The organism is Humisphaera borealis, from assembly GCF_015169395.1.
GTDB lineage: Bacteria > Planctomycetota > Phycisphaerae > Tepidisphaerales > Tepidisphaeraceae > Humisphaera > Humisphaera borealis.
Genome location: NZ_CP063458.1, coordinates 1,952,082 through 1,972,560, shown reverse-complemented (window position 1 = coordinate 1,972,560; position 20,479 = coordinate 1,952,082). Strand labels below are relative to the sequence as shown.

The 20,479-nt window shown below is 64.1% G+C and carries 13 protein-coding genes; 5 read left to right on the top strand and 8 right to left on the bottom strand.

The annotated features are described in order from the left end of the window. Positions 1–5 precede the first annotated feature (5 nt). Positions 6–989, top strand: coding sequence for a hypothetical protein (locus IPV69_RS07375; RefSeq protein WP_206294320.1), 984 nt, complete (start codon positions 6–8; stop codon positions 987–989). Between the two features lie 418 nt (positions 990–1,407). On the opposite strand, the gene IPV69_RS07370 is transcribed toward IPV69_RS07375, so the two are convergent. The 5 genes from IPV69_RS07370 to IPV69_RS07350 all read right to left on the bottom strand — a co-directional run bounded on the left by IPV69_RS07370 (position 1,408) and on the right by IPV69_RS07350 (position 9,446). After that, positions 1,408–2,907 (bottom strand): sugar transferase, encoded by a 1,500-nt coding sequence (locus IPV69_RS07370; RefSeq protein ID WP_206294318.1) that lies wholly within the window; start codon positions 2,905–2,907, stop codon positions 1,408–1,410. 173 nt (positions 2,908–3,080) lie between these two features. Further along, positions 3,081–5,357, bottom strand: coding sequence for a tyrosine-protein kinase domain-containing protein (locus IPV69_RS07365; RefSeq protein ID WP_206294317.1), 2,277 nt, complete (start codon positions 5,355–5,357; stop codon positions 3,081–3,083). Between the two features lie 260 nt (positions 5,358–5,617). After that, positions 5,618–6,310, bottom strand: a complete 693-nt coding sequence (locus IPV69_RS07360) for an exosortase-associated EpsI family protein (RefSeq protein WP_206294316.1) — start codon at positions 6,308–6,310, stop codon at positions 5,618–5,620. 50 nt (positions 6,311–6,360) lie between these two features. Next, on the bottom strand, positions 6,361–7,302 hold the full coding sequence (locus IPV69_RS07355) for an exosortase/archaeosortase family protein (RefSeq protein ID WP_206294315.1): 942 nt from the start codon (positions 7,300–7,302) through the stop codon (positions 6,361–6,363). Between the two features lie 101 nt (positions 7,303–7,403). Continuing rightward, the gene (locus IPV69_RS07350) at positions 7,404–9,446 is read right to left on the bottom strand and encodes a WecB/TagA/CpsF family glycosyltransferase (protein WP_206294314.1); all 2,043 of its coding nucleotides are present in this window, start codon (positions 9,444–9,446) and stop codon (positions 7,404–7,406) included. Positions 9,447–9,959: 513 nt separating this feature from the next. On the opposite strand from IPV69_RS07350, the gene IPV69_RS07345 reads away from it, so the two are divergent. The 3 genes from IPV69_RS07345 (at position 9,960) to IPV69_RS07335 (ending at position 15,365) form a co-directional block, all read left to right on the top strand. Beyond that, the gene (locus IPV69_RS07345; RefSeq protein WP_206294313.1) at positions 9,960–11,261 is read left to right on the top strand and encodes a DUF2231 domain-containing protein; all 1,302 of its coding nucleotides are present in this window, start codon (positions 9,960–9,962) and stop codon (positions 11,259–11,261) included. A gap of 755 nt (positions 11,262–12,016) precedes the next feature. Further along, entirely contained in the window at positions 12,017–12,424 is a 408-nt protein-coding gene (locus tag IPV69_RS07340; RefSeq protein ID WP_206294312.1) for a hypothetical protein, read from the top strand. A gap of 55 nt (positions 12,425–12,479) precedes the next feature. After that, positions 12,480–15,365, top strand: a complete 2,886-nt coding sequence (locus IPV69_RS07335; protein WP_206294311.1) for a secretin N-terminal domain-containing protein — start codon at positions 12,480–12,482, stop codon at positions 15,363–15,365. A gap of 18 nt (positions 15,366–15,383) precedes the next feature. On the opposite strand, the gene nadA is transcribed toward IPV69_RS07335, so the two are convergent. From nadA to IPV69_RS07320, 3 genes are all read right to left on the bottom strand, one after another. Beyond that, on the bottom strand, positions 15,384–16,565 hold the full coding sequence (gene nadA, locus IPV69_RS07330) for a quinolinate synthase NadA (protein WP_206294309.1): 1,182 nt from the start codon (positions 16,563–16,565) through the stop codon (positions 15,384–15,386). A gap of 170 nt (positions 16,566–16,735) precedes the next feature. Further along, positions 16,736–17,515: a BPL-N domain-containing protein gene (locus tag IPV69_RS07325; RefSeq protein ID WP_206294308.1), complete on the bottom strand. Its 780-nt coding sequence runs from the start codon at positions 17,513–17,515 to the stop codon at positions 16,736–16,738. 235 nt (positions 17,516–17,750) lie between these two features. Next, a complete protein-coding gene (locus IPV69_RS07320) occupies positions 17,751–18,752 on the bottom strand; it encodes an alpha/beta hydrolase family protein (protein ID WP_206294307.1) in 1,002 nt (333 codons plus the stop codon). A gap of 465 nt (positions 18,753–19,217) precedes the next feature. Between IPV69_RS07320 and IPV69_RS07315 the strand changes: the two genes are divergently transcribed. Beyond that, complete coding sequence (locus IPV69_RS07315; RefSeq protein ID WP_206294306.1) at positions 19,218–20,459, top strand: porin; 1,242 nt, start codon at positions 19,218–19,220, stop codon at positions 20,457–20,459. Positions 20,460–20,479 lie beyond the last annotated feature (20 nt).

The window sequence follows — 20,479 nt, the reverse complement described above, 5'->3', positions numbered from 1 at the left end:
TCCCTATGCAGGTCGTTGATTTGGGATTGAATGCCTCGGATGGCGTGGTCACGGATACGCCGGCGGATTTAGGTGTTGGCGTTGACGTCGGTGGCGCGGTGGCGGCGTCGGTGAACAGCCGTGCCGCTGAAGCACCGCGCCACTCCCGCGCCGAGCAGTCGCGCATCAATGGCGCCAAATCGTGCGGGCCGACGTCCGACGCGGGCAAATCCGTGGCGTCGCAGAATGCGTGGAACCATGGCCTGCGTGCCCGCGGCCAGTTGCTGCCCGACGAGGATCCTGCCGTGTTCGATGCGTTTGTCGCGTCGTATCGGGATGACCTGGGCGCCGTCGGCCCGTGCCAGGCGATGCTCGCCGAGCGCGTCGCCGAGATGGCCTGGAAACTCCAGCGCATGCCGGTCGTGCGGTCGGCGGTGCTCTGCTCGCGGCGCGACAAGCAATGCGCCGCCGACGGCGGGTTCGGCGGAATGGATACGTTGGGAGACATCGTGTCCGAACTGCGCCAAGCCGACGTCAACGGCGGGATCGTCCTGCTGCTGCAACGGTATGAGTGCCAGGTCGAACGGTCCATGCAGGCGGCGCTGCGCGAACTGCGCATCCTGCAAGGCGGCAGTCGCGGGGCGGCGGCGCGGGCACCCGAACTGCTGGGCGATTCGACGCCGGGCGTGACGCTGGCGACGGAGACGGCGATCGCGACTGAACCCGTCTCAGCAACACCAACCGCGCCGGCGACATCCCAAACCGACGAAGCAGCGGCGGCGGTCGTGGACGAATCTCGGGTTCGTTCGGCGGAATCGAAAGGGGTGGCGACGGCGACCGTCGTAAGTCCCGTTGCGCCGACCACTGGGTCGGCGACTTTCCATCCCGACGACCTGGTGCCGGCGGATGTCTGTTCTCGGGTTCGTTCGGCGGAAGGGTTGCGCGGTCGAGTCGCGCCGGTTCAGTGCGACCATTACGGCAGGGGACGCTCCGCTTCGCGTCGCGGCTAACCATGGATCCGCGCGAAATTCTCTCGCGGGATTCTCGCGGGGATCTTCGTTGAAAGTGCAGACCCGGTTAGCCGCGACGCGGAGCGGAGCGCTCAACCGTTCCTAAGCAGGTCCTACGACGCTGCCGGTGATGTCGCATTCGATCCGGCTTAGGTCCCGTTCGATTGCGCTCTAGTGCTCTGTCACACCTTGCTTTTGGGATGGTTCGGGTGCCATGGGCTGCGGTACTCCGCTGCCCGTGGTACGACATTCCTTGCGCGAAACCACGGGCAGGCGAGTACGCCAGCCCATGGCACCCAATCGCAGTTCCTAGCTTTGACAGAGCACTTACGCTCGATTGCGCTCTCTCGCTCAATTGCGCTCTCGGGTTCATTTGGTGTGATCGAACGGCGCTGCCGCGGGCACACGCCGTGTGCCCCTACTTGCGGCTGATCTTGAAGAACACGTTCGCGAAGGTCTTCCAGATGATGACGATGTCGAGCCAGAAGCTGCGGCGTTCGACGTACTCGATGTCGAACTTGATCCACTCCTGGAAGTCGGTTCCGGCGCGGCGGGTGCGGTTGACCTGCCACAAGCCGGTGATGCCGGGGCGGACGCTCAAGCGGGCTTCGCGCCACGCGGGGCAGTACTGGTTTTCGGCGCGCGGGCTGGGGCGCGGGCCGACGAAGCTCATGTCGCCGACCAGCACGTTCCAGAACTGCGGGAACTCGTCGAGGTTGTACTTGCGGAGGAACCGCCCGACGCGGGTCAGACGCGGGTCGTTCTCCATGAAGAACTGCGGACCGTCGGCCTGGTTCTTGGCTTTGAGCTCGGCCTTCATCTTCTCGGCGTCTTTCCGCATGGAGCGGAACTTCCAGCACTTGAACTCACGCGAATGCAGCGTCTCACGGGTGTGCCCGAAGAAGAAAGGCCGGCCGTCTTCGAGCCAGATCGCCAGCAGGACGAACGGGTATATCGGTGCCGAGCAGATCATGCCGATCAGGGCCAGGATGATGTCGAACGTTCGCTTGACCGCCTTGCCGAAGAGGGAGGAATCACGCACCTGCGGGTCTTCGGGGATGTCGCGCGGCTCGATGTTCAGCCAGGAGATGACATCGTTGACCGGGCGGCGCGAGGGGTCGTCCCAGACGACGGCGGGGCCGATCACGGTCTGGCCGGCCGGGACGATGCGGCCAGCACCGACCCAGACCGGGCCGATGAATGTCGCGCCGGGATCGACCTTGCACTGGGCGTCGCGCCAGACGGTCGCCCCGCGGCTGACCTCGACCTTGCGGGCACGCATGACCGTGGTATCCGGGTGTTTCCAGACCTGAAGGAGGTCGTGCACGAACCAGGTGGTGTCGCGCTCGTCGTGCCGGTCGTAGACGTTGCCGTCGATGCTGGAGGTGGCCCGCTCGATGCGCTTGGCGAACCGGCGGAGCCGACGCCAGGCGGTCTGCGGATCGGGCGACGACTGCCAGAGCTGGGCTACTTCGCGATCGGGTGTCAGGACGATGCGCGTCTGGCTGCGCGACGCGGCGTAGACGCGCTGGAAGCGGACGAACTTGCCGTCGGCATCGACGACGGTGTTCTCGCGGTAGCCGCGCTCATTGGCGTCATGCAGCCGGACGAACAACGCTGTCGGTTCGACCCAGTTCAGGGTGTCCATCAGCCGGGACAGGCGGAAAAGCGTGAGCGTGTTCGGGTCGGTGAGGAGGTAGAGCTCGGCGTGGGTGACGATCTCGCTCGGTTCGCCCTGGCGGACGACCTGCACGCCGAAACTTGCCCAGTAACGGTTATGAAGCTGAAGCGCGTCAAAACCCCAGATGGTGCGGCCGGCGGCGTTGCCGGGCAGGGCTTGGCCTGCCGGCACCAGGTCCGGCTCGGCGAGGGCCGCCCGGACGGGGAGCGCGGCGGGTTTGGGATCGACGAGCCTCATATGCGTCGCGTGACTACTCACTGTGAAACACTTTCGCCTGTGACCGCACGAAAGTCCAACGGCAAGGCCGCCGTCGGCGGCCTGAAGTCGGAAGTCGGGAGTCAGAACCCCGTGGGTCGATCAATTCAGACTTCCGACTTCCGACTCCCGACTTCGGCCGCTTCAGCGGCCACTCAATGTCCGTCTCCGTTGGTTTCTTCCGACGGGGCTTCGTTGGGCTGTCCCTGGACGGCGCGGGCGACGGGTCCGAGGCGCGGGCCGGTGGGGCGTGCGCCGCGGGGCATTCCCGGGACGCCGACCGACCGGATCGACACGCCGCTGATGCTGCGTTCGAAGTCCTGGGCCTGGGCACGGTTGAACACCACGCCGGCCAGCTTGGCGCCGATCGCCTGCAGGTGTCCGAGCGAGCGTTCGACCATCGGCCGCTGCTGGCCACGGGCGACGGTCAGGATGACGGCATCGGCGGCGGCGCAGACCAGCGAGGCTTCGATGCTGCCCAGGATCGGGCCGGTATCGATCAGGATCACTTCGTAGTGCTGTTCGGCTTCTTCGATGAGCCGGCGCAGCGACTGCGGCGAAAGGGTGCTCGCATGAAGATTGCTCGCCGATCCGCAAGGCAGAATCGAGACGTCGTTGACGTCGGTCTGACGGACGTACGGCAGCAGCGTGCGGTTGGTGATCGCTTCGAGCACGCCTTCGGGGGCGTTGACGTTCATGCGGCTGCTCAGGCCGGAGCCGATCAGGTCGCAGTCGATCAGCAGGGTGCGGGTGCCGCAGGCGGCGTAGCTCAGGCCCAGCGCCAGGCACAGGCTCGTCTTGCCGTCGCCGGGGCTGGCGCTGGTGACCGCGAAGACCCGGCGGTCTTCCATGCCGGCGTTGATCTGCAGCATGGTGCGGATCTGGTGGACGCAGTGGGCGGCGATCGCGGCCTGCTCGGGGTCGCTCAGGCGGTCGGGCAGGTTCGGCAGGATGCCCAGCAGCGTGAGCCCGCCGGGGCCGGTCCCGCCGACGCTCGCCGACGTCTCGTCACTGTAGCGGTAGCGGGTGTCGAGCAGCCCGAACAGCAGCAGCAGGCCGATGGGGATGCACGCGCCACCCATGAAGCCGATGGCGGCGAAGACGGGTCGGCGGTCCTTGTCGGGCTTGGCGACCGAGCCGGTGTTCAGCACCTTTGCCAGCACCGTGTTCTGCTGGACGAATCGCAGATCGCGCAGGTCCTGGGCGATCTGTTCGCTGCGCCCGCCGAGCGAGCGGATTTCGAACTTCGCCGACTCGATCTGGGCGGCGACTTCGCGGAGGTTCTGCACGCCGGTCTGCTTCTTCTGGATTTCCGCGGCCAGCCGCTTTTCCATCTCGGTCATCGCGGTGATGTCCTTGGGCACCAGGTGACCGGAGCCGTCAACATTCAGACGGATGACGTAGCGGGTTTCGAGGGTGGCGGCCATCTGGTCGATGTACGCGACCAGTGCGTCGAGTTCGCGCTTGCGGCTCAGGACCTGCGGGTGGTTCGGTCCGAGCTGGGCGGCGAGGTTGCCGATGATCAGCGCCAGGTCGTCGCGCAGTTTGACCTTGCTCGCCATCGTGCCATCGACACGGGCCCAGTCCTCCACCGCGGGCTTGGCGAACGTGCCGGAGCCGGCCTGTTTGACGGCGGCGATCGCCTCACGGAGCAGCGACAGTTCCTTTTCCTTCTCGACCAGTTCCTGCTCGTAGTACCGGAGCTGGGTCGGGTCGCCGTCGCTGACCTTCGAAAGGTTCTGGATCAGGGCGCGCTTGGCGGCGATCTGGTTGTTGATGTCGCGGTCGTTGTTCTCGGCGTTCTTGATACGGGCTTCGATCTTGAGGGTGTCGTCCTTGTTGTACTCGCCGTAATAGGCGTCGAGCAGCGACTGGATGGCGGCGGGGGCGACTTTCTGAGTGTCGGGCGCGTTGTCGGCGTAGCCAACGACGATGATCGTGTTGCTGCGGGGCGGCAGCGCGATCGTGAGTTTTTCGGCGAACGCGGCGACTGCGGCATCGGTCACCGGGCCGGGGCGGACGGCTTGCCAGCGCGGGTCCTTCATCGCCTGCTTGACGATGACGTCGCTCTGCAGGCGGGCCATCTGCGAGTTCACGTAGGACGAGAACATCACCATGACGCTCTCGTTTTTGGTCGGGTCGGCACTGCTGATAATGGGCTTGATCTCGATCATGCCCTCGGCCTTGAACGCCGGCTTCTGGCTAATGTAGCCGGCGACGGCGCCGGCAGCGGCACCGAGAAAGCCGAGCACGAACGCCAGCAGGTAGCGACCGCGCAGTAGGCGATGCAGCTTCTTGAAGGGGCTGTCGTCGGTCGGTGGGGTCTGGGTGCCGCCGTAGTAGCCGCCCAGCCCGCCGCCGATACCGGGCATTCCCGGTTGCATTGGCAGGCCTGCGCCGCCGAACGAGGAGACTTGGATCTCGTTGCTCATGAGGTCTTTCGTGACGTTCCGAAGGCGGCCGCGAGCACCGCGGCCCGGTTTGGCGGCGCGTTTCCGGGCACCGGTAAAACCCCGGTGCCTGTCGGACGTGCCTTCACCTTCAGGCGGAAGCGACCGCCGCTTCTTCCTCTTTCGGTCGATCTAACCCACCGCAGTAGCGCGGGAGCGGGTCTGAAGGTCAAGACCGAAAGGGCTGGCGGGCCGGAAACTTCCGACCCGCGTACTTTACAGCGTAAAGTGTCCGCGTCAAGTCATTTCGTCACAGAGGACAAAGCCGACAGGACACCCGGGTTCGCCCCGATCAGGGTCGTGAATATCTCGTCGCGACGCGATTGCTCCAGGACGTCGCCTTGCTCGAACACCACCTGGACCTGCGCGGCGCCGAAGTGGCGTCGCTGGAAGTCGCCGCTGGCGTCGCGAACCTGTTGCATGTCGGCGACGACGCCCTTGCCCGGCAGGACGAAAAAGTTGTACACGACGGTCCGCTGCGGGTGGAGCATGCTGCCGGATTCGAAGTGGTATTCCATCCCGCGGATGGGCTTGTCCTCGCCGGGGATGGTCCATTTGCGCTCCGCTTCCCAGACCTGGGGCTTGCCGTTGTTGGGGTAGCAGTTGGGCGGGTAGTGGCCGCTCATGTCGATCGGGTCGCGGCATTGGACGACCAGGAGACTGACGGGCGGCCGGTTGCGTTCGCGGGTGTTGTAGAAGGTGCGGCAAAAGTGGGCGTTGGGCTTGAGCAGCTGAATCGCGGCCCGCGGCAGTTCGACGTCGCGCCCGGTCCAGTCGCCGACCGTCCGCGGCCAGGCGTCCACTGCCGACCTGGCGGCGGCGTGGAACGGCTCGGCATCCGCCGGCTTCGTGTGCCGACCGTTCTCCCAGACGATGCCTGACAGAATCCCCAGGCAAAGTCCCGGACCGGCGATGATGGAGAGAAAGGAACGCATGTTTTACGAAGTCAGTCGTCGGGAGTCAGTCATTGTCTTCTGCCTGCTGCCTACGCCGCTAACGAGTACTTCATCACGGGCACCATCGCCCATCGGAGCAAGCGAATGACACCCAGCAGAATCATGAATGAGATCGGGAGCATCAGCCAGCCGAGCACTTCGTGAAGGTAGTAGCCGGTCTGGCTCGACGCGTAGCCGTAGATGTACGCGGTCGGTACGACGCGGATGACGTTGCACAGGATGGCGCTGACCGGGCTGGCGAGCAGAACGATAAAGCGGACGGAGTTCCGCAGCGGCAGTCCGAAGCTGAACGCGTAGGAGACGAGGATCAGCGAGAACACGCCACGAAGCCCGTTGCACGCTTCGATGATCAGGACCGGAACGTTATTGACCAGGAGGTTGCTGCCCGAGCGTTGTACCTGTACGCCGAATAGAGTCAGCACGGCTTCGGAAACTTCCGCGGTCCAGACCTGCATCGGCTGAGCGATCGTCAGGCGATGGTGGGGCGGGACGGGGATGAGAAACACGAGCACGACAATCGCCGGGAAAAACCTGAATAGCGCGTGTTTGCCCAGGACCGACAGAATGCAGCCGATCACGACGACCACCGCGCCACAGTGCCAGATGGTCTGGTAGCCGTTGTAGTAGCCGTAGGTGTAAAGGCCCCACCCCAGGGCGGCGATCAGCACGCCGAAGAGCGTTCCGATCGGCTTGCAGTGCCGGATGCGCATGCGGCGGGAAAAGATCATCCAGAGCGAGACGATGGGCACCAGGAAAATGTGGCTGTATTCCGAGTCCTTGGTCGCCAGCCCGTAGATGTCCTTCCAGGCTTCGAGGGTCGCGCCGACGCCAAGGGCGCCCATCAGGACGGCCATGGCGGCGTGGGAATAGGTCCACCGTTCGATGCGCAGCCGACGCAGCGGATGGAACCGCGGTCCGCGTTTGACCGAGGCCGAAGCGTACGACAGGAGGTTGGGCGATGCCGTGGACATTGGAATGGCAAACAGTCGGGGGCGGCCGGGCCCGTCAGGCGACCCGGAAAAGCGGGCTCCATCCGTGGGGCCTGCTCATGACCCATCTTAACAGACGCACCTTACCACGTCGCCGCCACCGGAACCGGGTTCGGGAAGTTCTTGGGCGCGGCGGTGACGTATTGATCGACGAGCGTCCGCTCCGTCCGCACCGTCGCGTCGCCGCAGACGAGCGAGCGGACGACGACGGCGTTGCTCTCGACGGTGGCGCCGGCGAGCACGACCGAGTCGTGAATGCGGGCCGCCGGAGACACGTTGGCCCCGGCCTCAACCAGCGAAAACGCCGGCGTCCAGTCTTCGGCCAGGGGATCGGTCACCATAGGCTTGCCGGCCTTTCGGCGGTGATAAAGCCGCAGGCCCATCATGTAGTCTTCGAGCGTGCGGATGGGCAGGCCGGTCGGCCGCCGGTGGCGCATGATCTTGACGTCGTACGTCGCGGAGATGCCCGGAAGGGCCTGCTCCTTCATATCGTGGTAGCCGGCCTCGCTGATGTGCCGGACGGTCTTGCACTGAAGCAACTGTACGCCGCTGGGCGTCCCGTCGTCGTGCGACAGCAGGTTGACGTCGCCGCCCTGGCGGGCCAGCGCCAGCGTGATCGCCGACAACGGGTCGAGCAGGATCTGACAGGCGTTGGCGACGAGGACGAAATCTTCCTCGGCGTACTCGGCCGTCACGTCGCGGAGCACGCCGCCGGTGCCGCGGTATTCGGACAGGTCGCGTTCGACCCGGAAGAGCCCCATGTACTTTTCGCCGGCGCTGACCGGCTCGCGGGCGGCGTGGTTGACGAGCACGCGGATCGGCAGCTTTTCCAGGGCGGCGAGCTTCGCCACCTCGGCACACTGGCCGAGCCAGAAGTTCAGCAGCGAACCGTTTTCGTCCAGCGGAAGGTCGAGGACCGATCGGCTGGCGGCGGCCGACAACGGGCTCGGCCGCACCGACCCGCCGAGCAGGATGACCGCCCTCAGCCGCTTGAGAATGTCTTCGACGCTGTGGGTGACAGGCCGGCCGACGCGGGTCGTCGGCGGCGGTGGGACGGAAGGCGTGCTCGCCGTTGCAGTGGTCTGTTCCGACGGGGTACCGCCTGCCGCGGACGAGGGGCTCGTAGTGGCCGTTGGTGTGCCGGTGCCCGTCAGGGACGAGGATCGAGCGGGGTCCGAGCCGTCCGGCGGCAAAGTGGAAACGGGGGCAGCGACGACGCGGTCGGGCGACCCGTAACGCCAGCGACGGAACCGATTCGGCACGCCCTGCATCGCCGAACTGCTCAGCAGGCCGATCGCGAACGGAATGCCGGCGACGATGTACCGCTTCCAGAGCTTGCCCGGCTCCTGGAACAGCCGGTGCGTCCACTCCAGGCCGGTCTTCTGCATCCACTTCGGTGCGCGCGAAACCATCCCGGCCAGAAAGCTGAACGACACACCCACACCCAGGAACCAGGCGTTCGGGAGCAGCGATCGAAGCTTGTAGATCGTGATTTCCTGCTTGGGCGCACCCAGCGCGACATACACGATGTCCGGCTTGGCCGCTTCGAGGGCGTCGGTGAGCTCCTTCCACATCGCGCGGTTTTTCTCGAAACCGAACGGCGGAAAGTGGATACCGGCGATCTTGATGCCCGGAAAGCGTTCCTGAAGAACGTTAGCGGCACCCTCGGCCGCGCCGGGGTCTCCGCCTAGAAGGAAGATCGATTTGCCCGCCTTGGCGGCCGCGCCCGACAGGGTGGAGACCAGGCTGGACCCGGCGACGCGCTGCGGCAGGGGCGTGCCGGCGATCTTGCTCGCCCAGATCACCGGCATGCCGTCGGGAACGGCCAGGTCGGCCTCGGAAACCATTGCGTGAAACTGAAGATCCCGCGTGCACCGGCGGATGTGATCGACATTGGGCGTAACCACAACGCCGCCGCGACCGTCATTCAGTTCGGCGATGATGTGATCGATGGTCTGCTGTTCGGTGATGGCGTGGAGTTCGACACCGGCGATCTCAACGACCGGGAGCTCGCGGGCACGCGGGGACTGGACGGCCTGGCGTCGCGCCGAGCGGCGCGATGCTTGTTTGTCGGGCAGGTTCGCCGACTCGTTTTCCCAGAACTGTTCGCCATAACGTCGGAACATACACATCCATTCATATGCGCCGCAGGTGCCCGTCAGGGTGCTCGGGCGGCGTCGAACTCGACAGCGTTAAACCATCCTGCAGCAGGTACATCCAATAGAGTCGCGATTCCCTCCGGAGTAAGGATAGCCCTGAACAAGTCAGTGCACTCCAAGGGGGCTAGTGGCGGGGGCCTATGGCCCGCGCGACGGCCAAACAGGTCCAATATCCGCTTCAGGCAACCTATTTGCAATGTCCATCTGCTCGCAAGGGGAAGACCCCTTATCCGCGCAATCTTTCTTATCGTCTGGTCAGAACAGCAGCTTCATGTGGCAGCGTGAAACGGGCGACAATTCGTCGAGGTTCGCGTCATACCAGACCATTTTGCCTGGATCAGAGTTGGCTCTATCACAAATCGAATGTGTTCTGAGATACACATCGTGTGGCAAAGTTCCTGCCTTGACATGGAGACGACTAATTTCAGATAAGGACCGTCCGCGAACCACTGAATCTTTTCCTACTCTGTGGGTGCTCCATTGATTCAACCGAATCTCCATATCGCGCTGATCCACATCCCGATCGGGCTGTTGGTCGTCGGATTGCTGATCGAGCTGTTCAGCTTTCTGTACCGCGGAAGCAATGCCCGTACCGCCGCCCGGTGGATGATCGGGATCGGGGCGCTGTCCATGATCCCGGTAGCGGCGAGTGGCGTGTATGCCCTGTCAGATACCGCTCGCCGGTCGATGCCGCCGGGTGCAAAGGTGGACACTTCGTGGGTCGACGTATTGAGCAGGACCGATCTCCACAATGGCAAAACCGGCGCATCCGATGCCGAAGGCGACCAATGGCGCATGGTTTCCGGGCATATCTGGCGTGCCGGCCCGGCGACTGCATTGGCCGTCCTTGTCGTCCTGATCTGGATGGGTTCGTCTGACCGCTTGCGGCGCAATCTTTACATTCCCAGCGGCATCCTGCTGATCGGCGCGACCGCCGTGATGCTCTGGGGTGCCTGGATGGGCGGCGAAGCGGTGTACCGACATGGAACGGCTGTCCAGATGGATCAGCGGCGCAACCTGCCGGCGGCGATGTTCCCCACCACCCAGCCCGGCGCGGCGCGGGAGATGACCGAGGCTCGGACGGCTGGATCGATCATCGACGTCGTGCCACCTTTGCAGACGCACATTGTCGTCGCCGGACTGGCGATCGCCGCCGCACTGGCGGCGATGGCGCTGGCGTTCAGGAATGCCGCAAGCGTTGACGTGCCGCTGTCTGCCGAAGACGAAGAGAAACTTCTGACCGGCGTTGCCGAGCCCGGTGTCCGGCCTGCTGTTCCGCACGACTTGGCGATGCTGCGAAGCTTCAAACCCGCGGCGGCGATGTCGGTGGTGCGCGAGAACGCGCCGGCGGCGCGATTCTGGCTGCTGACCTGCCTGCTGGCGGTGGTGTCGTCGGCGCTGGGGCTGTGGTTTCTCGCCGGCCAGACCGACGCCGGCAGTCGCGCTTCGCACGACAACCGCTCGATCGCCGTGGTCCTCTGGGAAACGATCAAGACGCCCGCGGCACCTCTCGACCCCACGGCACCGGCAGCTGAGAATCCGCTGAATCTTAATCGCCGACTCGCCCACGTCGTCGGCGGCTTAGCGATCATCGTCCTGCCATTGCTGATGGCGGCGCTGGCGCGTTGGGCTCCCCGGCGAAAGTGGATTCTGTCGATGCTCTCGGTCGTACTGGTCGCCGTCCTGGGCGTGCAGATCTGGCTCGGCATTCTGATGACGCTCGACACGCCCGCAGGCAGCATTCTGAAGTTCAACCCCGCCGAGGTGACGACGGCGAAGTGATGCCCTCGGAGCAGGTTTGTCGCCGGAGAGAGGCAAGTTTGTTGGCGATCTGGATGACCTGCTATGCTCGTGACGAGCGGAGGATCATGGTGGGTGATTGAGCGCGCCGATGTCCAGGGGTTGACGTTCTTTATCGATAAGGCAGCTGGTTGTTTCGATCTGATTGTGAGTTGCTGAAACTCGAGGATGGTTCGCGCGTCTCTGGTGAGTGGCGGTGGTTTTTCGACCGAACGAGACCGGATCTCGGGTCGGTGTAGCGGGCTTGTTGTGGTGCGGGCTTTAGCCTGCACATTCGGATGCAGGCTAAAGCCCGCACCACAAATGCGGCAACCCGCTACGCCGTCGTGAGAATCGAATTAATAATGTCCTTTTGCGCCGAGGGTGTGGTGGCGAGAATACGAAGACGATTGCTGCTTGCTTTGTCGGTGGCGTGCGCGATCGTCGCGGCGTTTGTCGCAATCGGCCCTGCACCGGCGCGTCTCGCGCGAGCGGCCGCCGCGGAGGCGCACGGCCATCTGACGGCAACGGCGGCACCCGCCGATTCGACGATGACAAGGCCCGGCACCTCATGGGGAGAAGTCTTACGTTGGAATCATGTCGAGACGTCGGCCACTGCCCCGGTCGCCGCATCTCAGCCGGCCGCGACATTCCAGATCGCTGCGGCGCCTCCATTGCCTCAGGTTTATCGCGCGCTCCTGGGTCGCAGCCTGTTTTCCGATCCGCGGCGGGGAACGGCCGCTACAGCCGATCGGTCTGTGCCTGCCTCAGGACCTGCGGCGGTACTGGTGCTGCGCGGGGTCGGAGTGACCGACGGCGTGCGCACGGCGTTCGTCGAAGACATGAGCACTCGACAGATTACTCGGCATCGGCAAGGCGATTCGCTGGCCGGCGGTCGACTGGGGAGCGTCAGTATTGATCAGTTGACGTTCGAGTCAGGCTCCATGCTCACGACGGTAAGGCCGGGGCAGAACCTGTTCGGGCAGTCGGTCGCGGTGCCGACAACGCCCACGTCTCAGCCAGCCGGGAATCCTGCGGGCAAGCCGCAGCCCGGCGGTCAACCGTCTGCGCCACCGGTGGCAGCGGAGCAGATCTTTGCCGCGCCGAACCAAACCGGGATGACCTTGTTCCTCGGCGGTTCGACATCATCGGATGCTTCGCCGTAAGTGAATCGACCGTACGTTTCGCGCAAGTGGCTTGCAGCCTCCCATTGGAACCCCCATGCCCCGAATCACCATCGGCCGATGCGCCTTGCGACAGACCACCCTGGCCCTGCTCGCCGCTGCGGCGTCGGTTTCGATTCCGGCCGGACTGCGCGGACAGGCGACAACTCCCGCCACGGTGCCTGCCACCGCGCCGTCAGTCGTTCCCGGCGGCCCCGCGGACCCGCCCACGACGGCGGCAACACGCCCGGCGAGCGCTGCCGCAACGTCGCCGGCAACACTGCCAGCCGGTCAGATCAGCCTGAACTTCAAGGACACGCCGGTTGATGTCATCCTCGACTTTCTGGCCGAGTCGGCCGGACTCACGGTGGTTAAAGAGGGAACACTGGATGCCCGACTGACGGTCATCAGCAAGGCCCCGGTGAACATGACCGAGGCGGCTTCTCTTATCAGTACCGTTCTGCAATCGAGCGGTTACACGGCGAGCATCAACGAAAAGGTGCTCAGGATTCGCCCGCGCGAGAAAGCCAAGAAGGGGGACCTGCCGGTTCACATCGGTTCCGACCCCGAGCAGATCGTCGCCGGGCAGATGCTCATCACCCAGGTGATTCCGATCAAGAATGTCGATGCCCTCAAGCTCCGGCAGGATCTGACGCCACTGCTGCCGACGGATGCCGACGTCACCGCGAGCAGCTTGAGTAACGCGATCGTGATCACCGACACCGGCGACAACATCCGCCGGGTGGCGCGGGTGATCGCGGCCCTGGATATCCGCGAAGCCGCGAGCATGAACCTCAAGGCTTTTGTCCTCAAGTACGCCGACGCCCAGCGAACGGCGACACTGCTGACGACGATGTTCCCCGGGGGTGGCGGCGGGGGACAGCTCACGCCGCAGCAAATACAGATGATGCAGCAGCAGGGGCAACCGATCCCCATGATGCCCCCATCCGGCGGCCCCGGGGGCCTGATTCCTGGCGGGGCAGTGGAGCAGGCACTGAAGTCCAAGATCAGCGCTGTCGCCGATGAGCGCACCAACACGCTGTTCGTCATCGGGCCCGGCGAAGCGCTCAAACTGATCGAAGGCATCATCAAGGACTTGGACAACAACCCGATCCCGGCGTCGCAGCTCAAAGCCTTCCCTCTGAAGTTTGCCGACGCCGAAACCACCGCGAAGTTGATCGCCAGCGTCATCAAGGGAGAGGAAAACCGGTCGTCCCCCTTCGACGACATGGGGTACTACGGTCGCTTCAGCCGATCGTCCGGTGGTGGCGAGAAGCCGAAAATCAACGTCACTCACGACCAGCGAACGAATAGCGTGATTGTTTCGGCGCCGGCGGAAGTGCTCAAAGGTGTGGAAGACCTGATCAAGTCGCTCGACGCCAACCCCGCGTCAACAGCCGAACTGAAAGTGTTTCAACTGAAGTACGCCGACGCCTGGACCACCGCCAAGCTTCTGCGACAGACGTTCGATCCCGACGAGAAAGACAAGAGCAATCCGTTCGGCATCCTGTTCATCGGTATGGGCGGCGGATCGTCATCCAAGGCCAAGCCCAGGGTGATCGTTTCAAGCGACGACCGGACGAACTCCATCATCGTCACCGCGCCGACGGAGATGATAAAGGTCGTCGAAGACCTCGTGCAGAAGATGGACGCCAATCCCATCGCCGAGGAGGCGATGTTTATCTACCGGCTGCGGAACGGGCAGGCGGCGCGGCTGGAAGTGGTTCTGAATACGCTCTTCGGCAACTACGAAAACCGGGGCGGCCAGAACCAGCAGCAGGACCCCAACCAGCAGGCGATGATGCGCCAGCAGCAGGGCTCTGGTGGCGGCGGGGGTGGGCGGAGCGATAACGGCAGCGGCACCGGCCGTTCATCGGGCCGATCGCGACGCGACGACCGCAATCAGTCGCCCGGCGGCCAGCCACTGTCTCCGGCGTCGGCGCGATTCCTGACCGAGCTGTCCGGCGAGGTCTTTGTTGTCGCCGACCGCGACACCAACGCGCTGCTGGTGACCACCAAGACCAAGCACCAGGAGCGGGTGAAGCAGATCATCGGCGAACTGGACCGCCCGGTGCCGCAGGTGCTAATCAAGGTGCTGGTCGCGGAGGTGACTCACGACGACGGCGCGGACTTCGGCGTCGACTTCTCGATCGTCAACCGCCGGGCCAATGGGCAGGGCACGACCGTCGGCGGCAACTTCGGCAACGCCAGCCAGGCGACGGGCCTGGTCGTGAGCCTGCTCGAGGACAAGCTCAATGTGACGCTGCACGCGCTGGCGACGGCGGGCAAACTCGACGTGCTATCGCGGCCGTACATCCTGGCGAGCGACAACCAGCTTGCGAGTATCACGGTGGGCAACGAAGTGCCGTTCATCACCAACACGCGCATCACCGACAATGGACAGCAGATCAATACGATCCAGTACCAGGACGTCGGCATCATCCTGAATGTAACGCCACACGTGAATCCCGACGGCCTGGTGATCATGGACGTGATCCCGGAGATCAGCCAGCTCACCGGGACCACGGTGCCGATCAGCGACGGCGTGAGCGCGCCGGTGATCGCCAAGCGGTCGGCGGAAAGCCGCGTCGCGGTTCGTACGGGGCAGACGATTGTGATCGGCGGGTTGATGGAAGATCGAAAGACGAGCACGATCGCGAAGATTCCCATCCTCGGAGACATTCCGATCATCGGGTCGATCTTCGCCCGGACACAGATCGCCAAGAGTAAGACGGAACTGCTTATCTTCCTGACGCCGCATGTCGCGCAGCAGCCGGAGCAGATGGAAGGCTCGACTGGCGACCTCCAGCAGGGTCTGAAGGTGGCACCCAAGGCCATCCGACCCGGTGAGTTTGACCGAACGCTCGACGAGCAGGGCCGCGGGCGAATGCCCTTCACGCAACCAAACTCGCCGGAACCGGCAGTCCGGCCGATCGGGCCTTGAGCAGCAAACACAGGCCGATCAATCCACGGTCGTGCCAGCAGGTTGCTGCTTGCCGATGGGGTTGCCGGTTCCCTTGATCGCCAGCATTCGCTGCAGTGCCACGGTCGCCCACTTGCGGGTGTGGGCATCGACCCGAATCTCGTTGACGACCTTGCCGTCTACCAGGTTCTCCAGCACCCAGCAGAGGTGCGGCAGGTCGATGCGGTACATGGTCGTGCAGAGGCACTGGCAGTCGCTCAGCACGACGATCTTCTGATCCGGGTGCTGCTGCTTCAGGCGGTTCACCAGGTGCACCTCGGTGCCGATCGCCCATTCGGTGCCTGGCGGGGCGGCCTCCACCTGCTTGACGATGTACGCGGTGCTGCCGGCCATGTCAGCCTTCTGCACGACCTCCCATTTGCACTCGGGGTGGACGATCACCTTCATGTTGGGGTGATTGCGTCGAACGTCATCGATGTGCTCGGGGCGGAACAATGCGTGGACCGAGCAGTGGCCTTTCCAGAGCACCACGATTGCGTTGCGGACCTGCTCTTCAGTGTTTCCACCGAGGTCCTGCTTTGGATCCCACACGATCATCCGATCGAGAGGAACGCCCATGGCGTAAGCGGTATTGCGGCCAAGGTGCTGGTCAGGAAAGAACAGGATCTTCGGTGTAACCGAGCCTGCAGGCCCTTCCGGCAACTCGCCGCCTTTGAACGCCCACTCGAGGACGTTGCGGCAGTTGCTGCTGGTGCAGACGGCGCCGCCATGCTCGCCGACAAAGGCCTTGATCGCCGCCGAGCTGTTCATGTACGTGATGGGGATGATCGGCTGGTCCCCGGAGACTTCCTTCAGCTGTGCCCAGGCGTCGAGCGTCTGGTCGAGGTTGGCCATGTCGGCCATGGAGCAGCCGGCACCCATATCGGGGAGGATCACGCGGACGGATTCGTCGGTCAGGATGTCGGCGCTCTCGGCCATGAAGTGCACGCCGCAGAAGACGACGTACTCGACGCCTTTCTGATCGGCGGCACGCCGGGACAGTTCGAAGCTGTCGCCGGTGAAATCGGCGAAGTCGATGATCGCGTCCTGCTGGTAGTGGTGCCCGAGGATCGCCAGTCGCGAACCGAGCGTCGCCTTGGCGGCGGCGATGCGGGTGCGCAGCTCCGGCTCGGGGAGTTTTCGGTAGATCGGAGGGATGGGAAGTTGCCAGACCTTGGTCATGGGTGGTTTCGTAAGCAGGCGATGACGTCCGTTCGGCAATGTTCTGCCGCTCGCGACATTCTATGCCAATGCTGCCCCGAGTCCCACGTGGCGGCGCGCTTGTGAAGAGATTCACGAGGTTTGGGGAGGTGTCGTCGGTTTCGCGGTCGGGCTGCCTTTGGAGGCAGGCGTCATCTCTTTACGAGAGAGCCGTAGAACGTGATCGCATGCGCCGGAACCGGCGACGCGGGGCCGGCAATCGCAGGCGAGGGGCGTTCCGGGTGGGCGCCGATCAGCACGATCTCACCTTGCCCGAGCCGTTGCGTGATGACAGCCGCTGAACCATCGGGGTAGGTGGCCAGGGTGGTCATCGCGTTTTCGCCGGTACCTCGCCCGACGAAACAGGAGCCGCCGTTGTAGTAGACGTCTGCTTCGCCCAATGCTGCCAAGCCGCGTTCGCGTCCGGCCTCGGTGACGGACAGGCGAACGCCGCCGGGTGTCGGGTAGGGAGACAGGCCGCGCAGAGGGCCGTCGGCGTTGCCGTCGAACAGGTTCAGTGGGTAGCGGTACGATTGGCCGTACCAGGTGACGGAGGTTGAAGCCAGATACGCGCCGGCACAGACACCGATGTAACGTCCGCCATCGGCGACAAACCGACGGATCTCAGTCCAAGCCGCCGGCGAATTGACGTCGCGCTGAAGCGGGGCCCATCCGCCGGGAAAGATGACAGCCCTAAGTCCCTGTAGTCCCCCAGGCGAAAGGTCGGAGTGATCCAGGAGGCGACACCGCACGCCTGACGATTCGACCGCTTCGACGATCGAGCGAGCGCCCAGATGCCAAACTCCGGCGTCGATGTAGACGCCCACGTCCGGCGGCGCTGCCGGGGCGGACTGCGATAGTGTTGCGTCGGCCGTGCGTTGTCGCTGCCAGGCCTTGTTTCGTTCGTAGTCGGCGCGATCGGCCGAGGACATCGTCACGCCCGGTGGTAGATCGCCTAGGTCCCGCGAGCACCCGGACGCCGGTACCAGGACGAGCAGAACCGGGACAAGAAGTACCTGGACGAGGCGAGCGAGGAGATCCAAGCGTGCCGGGGGCGGGATATCCGGACAAAGGTTGAGAATCCGGAGTGGCTGCCGAACGTGCATGAGTTGAAGTGTACTGAATGGCCGTCGAAGTCGCCGGGTGCGAGGTGTCCCTGTGCGAAGGCTACTTCTTCTGCCACCGGTCCTGCTTTTCGAGAACCGTGGAAGGACCGCTGCCGTCGAGCCATGCCTTGGCCTGGGCGTCTTCGCGAAGGTAGGCGTCCCAGAACGCGGTGCTGAGCGCGAGAATGACGCGGTGATGGTTAGGGTTCCGCTTGTTGTTGCTGCCGGGCAGATCGCGATCGCCAAACGCATCGTGCTCGCCGCCGTCGAGAACGATCTCGTACTTGCCGCCCGGTGGCAGCGCCGGGAACACGGCCGTGCGGGAGGCGACATCGGCGGTACCGACCATGGCGACGTCGTTGGTGCCGGTCATGAGCAGCCAGGGGATCTGCACACCCCCGAAGAGCTTTGACAGGTCGCCGTTCTTCGGGGAGTCGGGGCTCATCGCGATGGCGGCTTTGATGCGTTTGTCGGTGAAGGTGGCGTCGCCGCGGGCGGTGCGTTGTCCGCTCACGCCCTGCGTTGTGATCGCGCCGAACGAGTGCCCGGACATGCCGATCCGCCTGAGATCGAGCCTGCCGGCCAGCGGCGAATCGCTGGATTTGTTCCATCGCTCCAATTGATCGATCACCGCCGGAACATCGCGCAGACGCAGGAGCGTGTTCTGAAGGTTGGCGGCCTGCTTGAGGGATGTCAGTCGTTGCGCCATCGGGACGTCTTTCCAGACGGAGATGTCGCTGCCGATATGCTGCATCACGACAACGACGTACCCGCGGCCCGACCAGTGTTCGCCGAGATACGGGTTATTCTCGCGCGATCCGCCGAGCCCGTGGCTGAACAACACCACTGGTGCCGGCGACGCCGCCGTCGGAAGGTAGACGCGAAGCGGAATCTCGCGATTGCGGTCGACGTCTTTCACGACCAGGTCGAGCGTGTGCGGTTTTAATGTCTTGGCGACCTGGAGCGGGTCGTACCCTTCGGCGGGCGCAGCGATGGCTCTAACGGCCAGGCTGTTGACGACGATGACGAGCACCAGGAGCCCCGGCAGCGTTGTGAAGTTCATTTTTGGTCCCGCTCAGAAAGAACGCGTCCCGAGGTATTCCGGGAACACGACCACACTCGACACCACTGAACGATGTGGAAGCCGGGTTCTTACGCCCGGCGGCCGACCCGACAAGGCCAATAAGGGTCCGATAAGCCGCCGGCGGCGCGGTTCTGTAAACCAAGTGATGACAGCGGTTTGGCCTACCAGAATCGACGGCGATCACTCTCAGGAGGCGTTTCCAGCCGGTAATGTCGGCAGAAACTGCACAAAGTGGAGGGCCCACGGCGATATGTGGTGGGCATGTTCGCAGGCAAGTGAACTGGCAACCCGGTTTACAAATGGTCTGTAGCGAACGTGACGGAATTGCCGAATAAACCTTCACGTGATCCTCATAATTGCTGGCGGGAGGAACGAGACCGCCCCGCAATGCGAGTGCCCTGTTTTCCTCGGTCTTATCACTCCCATCATCGGGAAGGAGTCCTTATGTCGAATCGAAAGCTCTTGAGTGCGGCTGCTTGTGCGGTCCTTGGAATGTCCGGCCTGGCTCGGGCAGATGAAGTCGCCCCGGCTGCTCCATCGTTTCAGCCCTATGCCCTGCTCGTTGATGAAGCGCCGGCCCGCAAGCCCCTGATGGCCCTTCTCGACAAGGCCGGCTTTGCCAAGGGAATGGACGACATCGGTCTGACCGTTGGTGGCCGTGTCGAAGGCAGCTACACCTACAGCTTCAGCTCGCCTCCGGGGAATGTCATCACCGGTCGCGTCTTCGATTTCGAGAATCAGGACCTGACGCTCAACCAGCTTGCTTTCGTTTTAGACAAGCAGGTTAAGTCAGACGCGTTCGATGTCGGCGGTCGAGTGGAAGTGATCTGGGGCTCGGACAGCCGGCTCATTCACTCGGTCGGCCTGTTCGACCACTACGATTCGAGCAGCCCCGCCAACCAGTGGGATCTCAACCAGGCTTACCTTGACATCAACTTCCCGAGCGTGGCAAAGGTGCGCGTCGGTAAGTTCAACACGCCGGTAGGTTACGAAGTGATCGATCCAACCGGCAACGCGCTGTACAGCCACAGCTTCATGTTCGGCTATGCGATTCCGTTCACGCATACCGGCGTGACGGCGACGTTCAAGCTCAATGAGGACACGGCGTTGATGGTCGGCGTGACCCGCGGCTGGGACACCAGCACCGAAGACAACAACGACACCGTCGACTTCATGGGCCAGATCGCCTACGCCTTCCCCAAAGGCGAAGCCAACCTGTACCTGACGGTCATCTCCGGCGCCGATCAGGCCGGCGACAACGACAACTGGCGCACGCTGGTGGACCTGATCTACACCCGCTCGCTTGGCGACAACGTAACCGTCGCGCTCAATGCCGACTACGCCTACGAAGCCAACAGTGCTACGGCCGTCGGCGGATCGGACGCCCAGTGGTTCGGCGTGGCCGGATATCTTGGCGTCAAGATGTCGGACATGGTTACGCTGAACACCCGCCTCGAGTACTTCAACGATCAGGACGGCGCCCGTCTGACCGGCGGCGTCGGTGGCACCAGCCTGTACGGGGCGACCGCGGGTCTTTCGATTCGCCCGTTCGCCCACGACGCTCTGGGCCAGAACCTGGTCATTCGTCCGGAAATCCGGTTCGACTACGCCGAGAAGAAGTTCTTCGACGGCGCGACCGATCGCTACCAGCTGACGGCCGCGATCGACGCGATCTTCAGCTTCTGATGGTCGCCTGACCTTGCGAC

What these genes read in the sequence shown, in the direction of transcription:
- IPV69_RS07350 (WP_206294314.1), bottom strand. Translation starts at nt 9,446, where the DNA reads ATGTTCCGACGTTATGGCGAACAGTTCTGGGAAAACGAGTCGGCGAAC.
- IPV69_RS07360 (WP_206294316.1), bottom strand. Translation starts at nt 6,310, where the DNA reads ATGCGTTCCTTTCTCTCCATCATCGCCGGTCCGGGACTTTGCCTGGGG.
- IPV69_RS07325 (WP_206294308.1), bottom strand. Translation starts at nt 17,515, where the DNA reads ATGTCCTCGGCCGATCGCGCCGACTACGAACGAAACAAGGCCTGGCAG.
- IPV69_RS07315 (WP_206294306.1), top strand. Translation starts at nt 19,218, where the DNA reads ATGTCGAATCGAAAGCTCTTGAGTGCGGCTGCTTGTGCGGTCCTTGGA.
- IPV69_RS07365 (WP_206294317.1), bottom strand. Translation starts at nt 5,357, where the DNA reads ATGAGCAACGAGATCCAAGTCTCCTCGTTCGGCGGCGCAGGCCTGCCA.
- IPV69_RS07335 (WP_206294311.1), top strand. Translation starts at nt 12,480, where the DNA reads ATGCCCCGAATCACCATCGGCCGATGCGCCTTGCGACAGACCACCCTG.
- IPV69_RS07375 (WP_206294320.1), top strand. Translation starts at nt 6, where the DNA reads ATGCAGGTCGTTGATTTGGGATTGAATGCCTCGGATGGCGTGGTCACG.
- IPV69_RS07355 (WP_206294315.1), bottom strand. Translation starts at nt 7,302, where the DNA reads ATGTCCACGGCATCGCCCAACCTCCTGTCGTACGCTTCGGCCTCGGTC.
- IPV69_RS07320 (WP_206294307.1), bottom strand. Translation starts at nt 18,752, where the DNA reads ATGAACTTCACAACGCTGCCGGGGCTCCTGGTGCTCGTCATCGTCGTC.
- nadA (WP_206294309.1), bottom strand. Translation starts at nt 16,565, where the DNA reads ATGACCAAGGTCTGGCAACTTCCCATCCCTCCGATCTACCGAAAACTC.
- IPV69_RS07370 (WP_206294318.1), bottom strand. Translation starts at nt 2,907, where the DNA reads ATGAGGCTCGTCGATCCCAAACCCGCCGCGCTCCCCGTCCGGGCGGCC.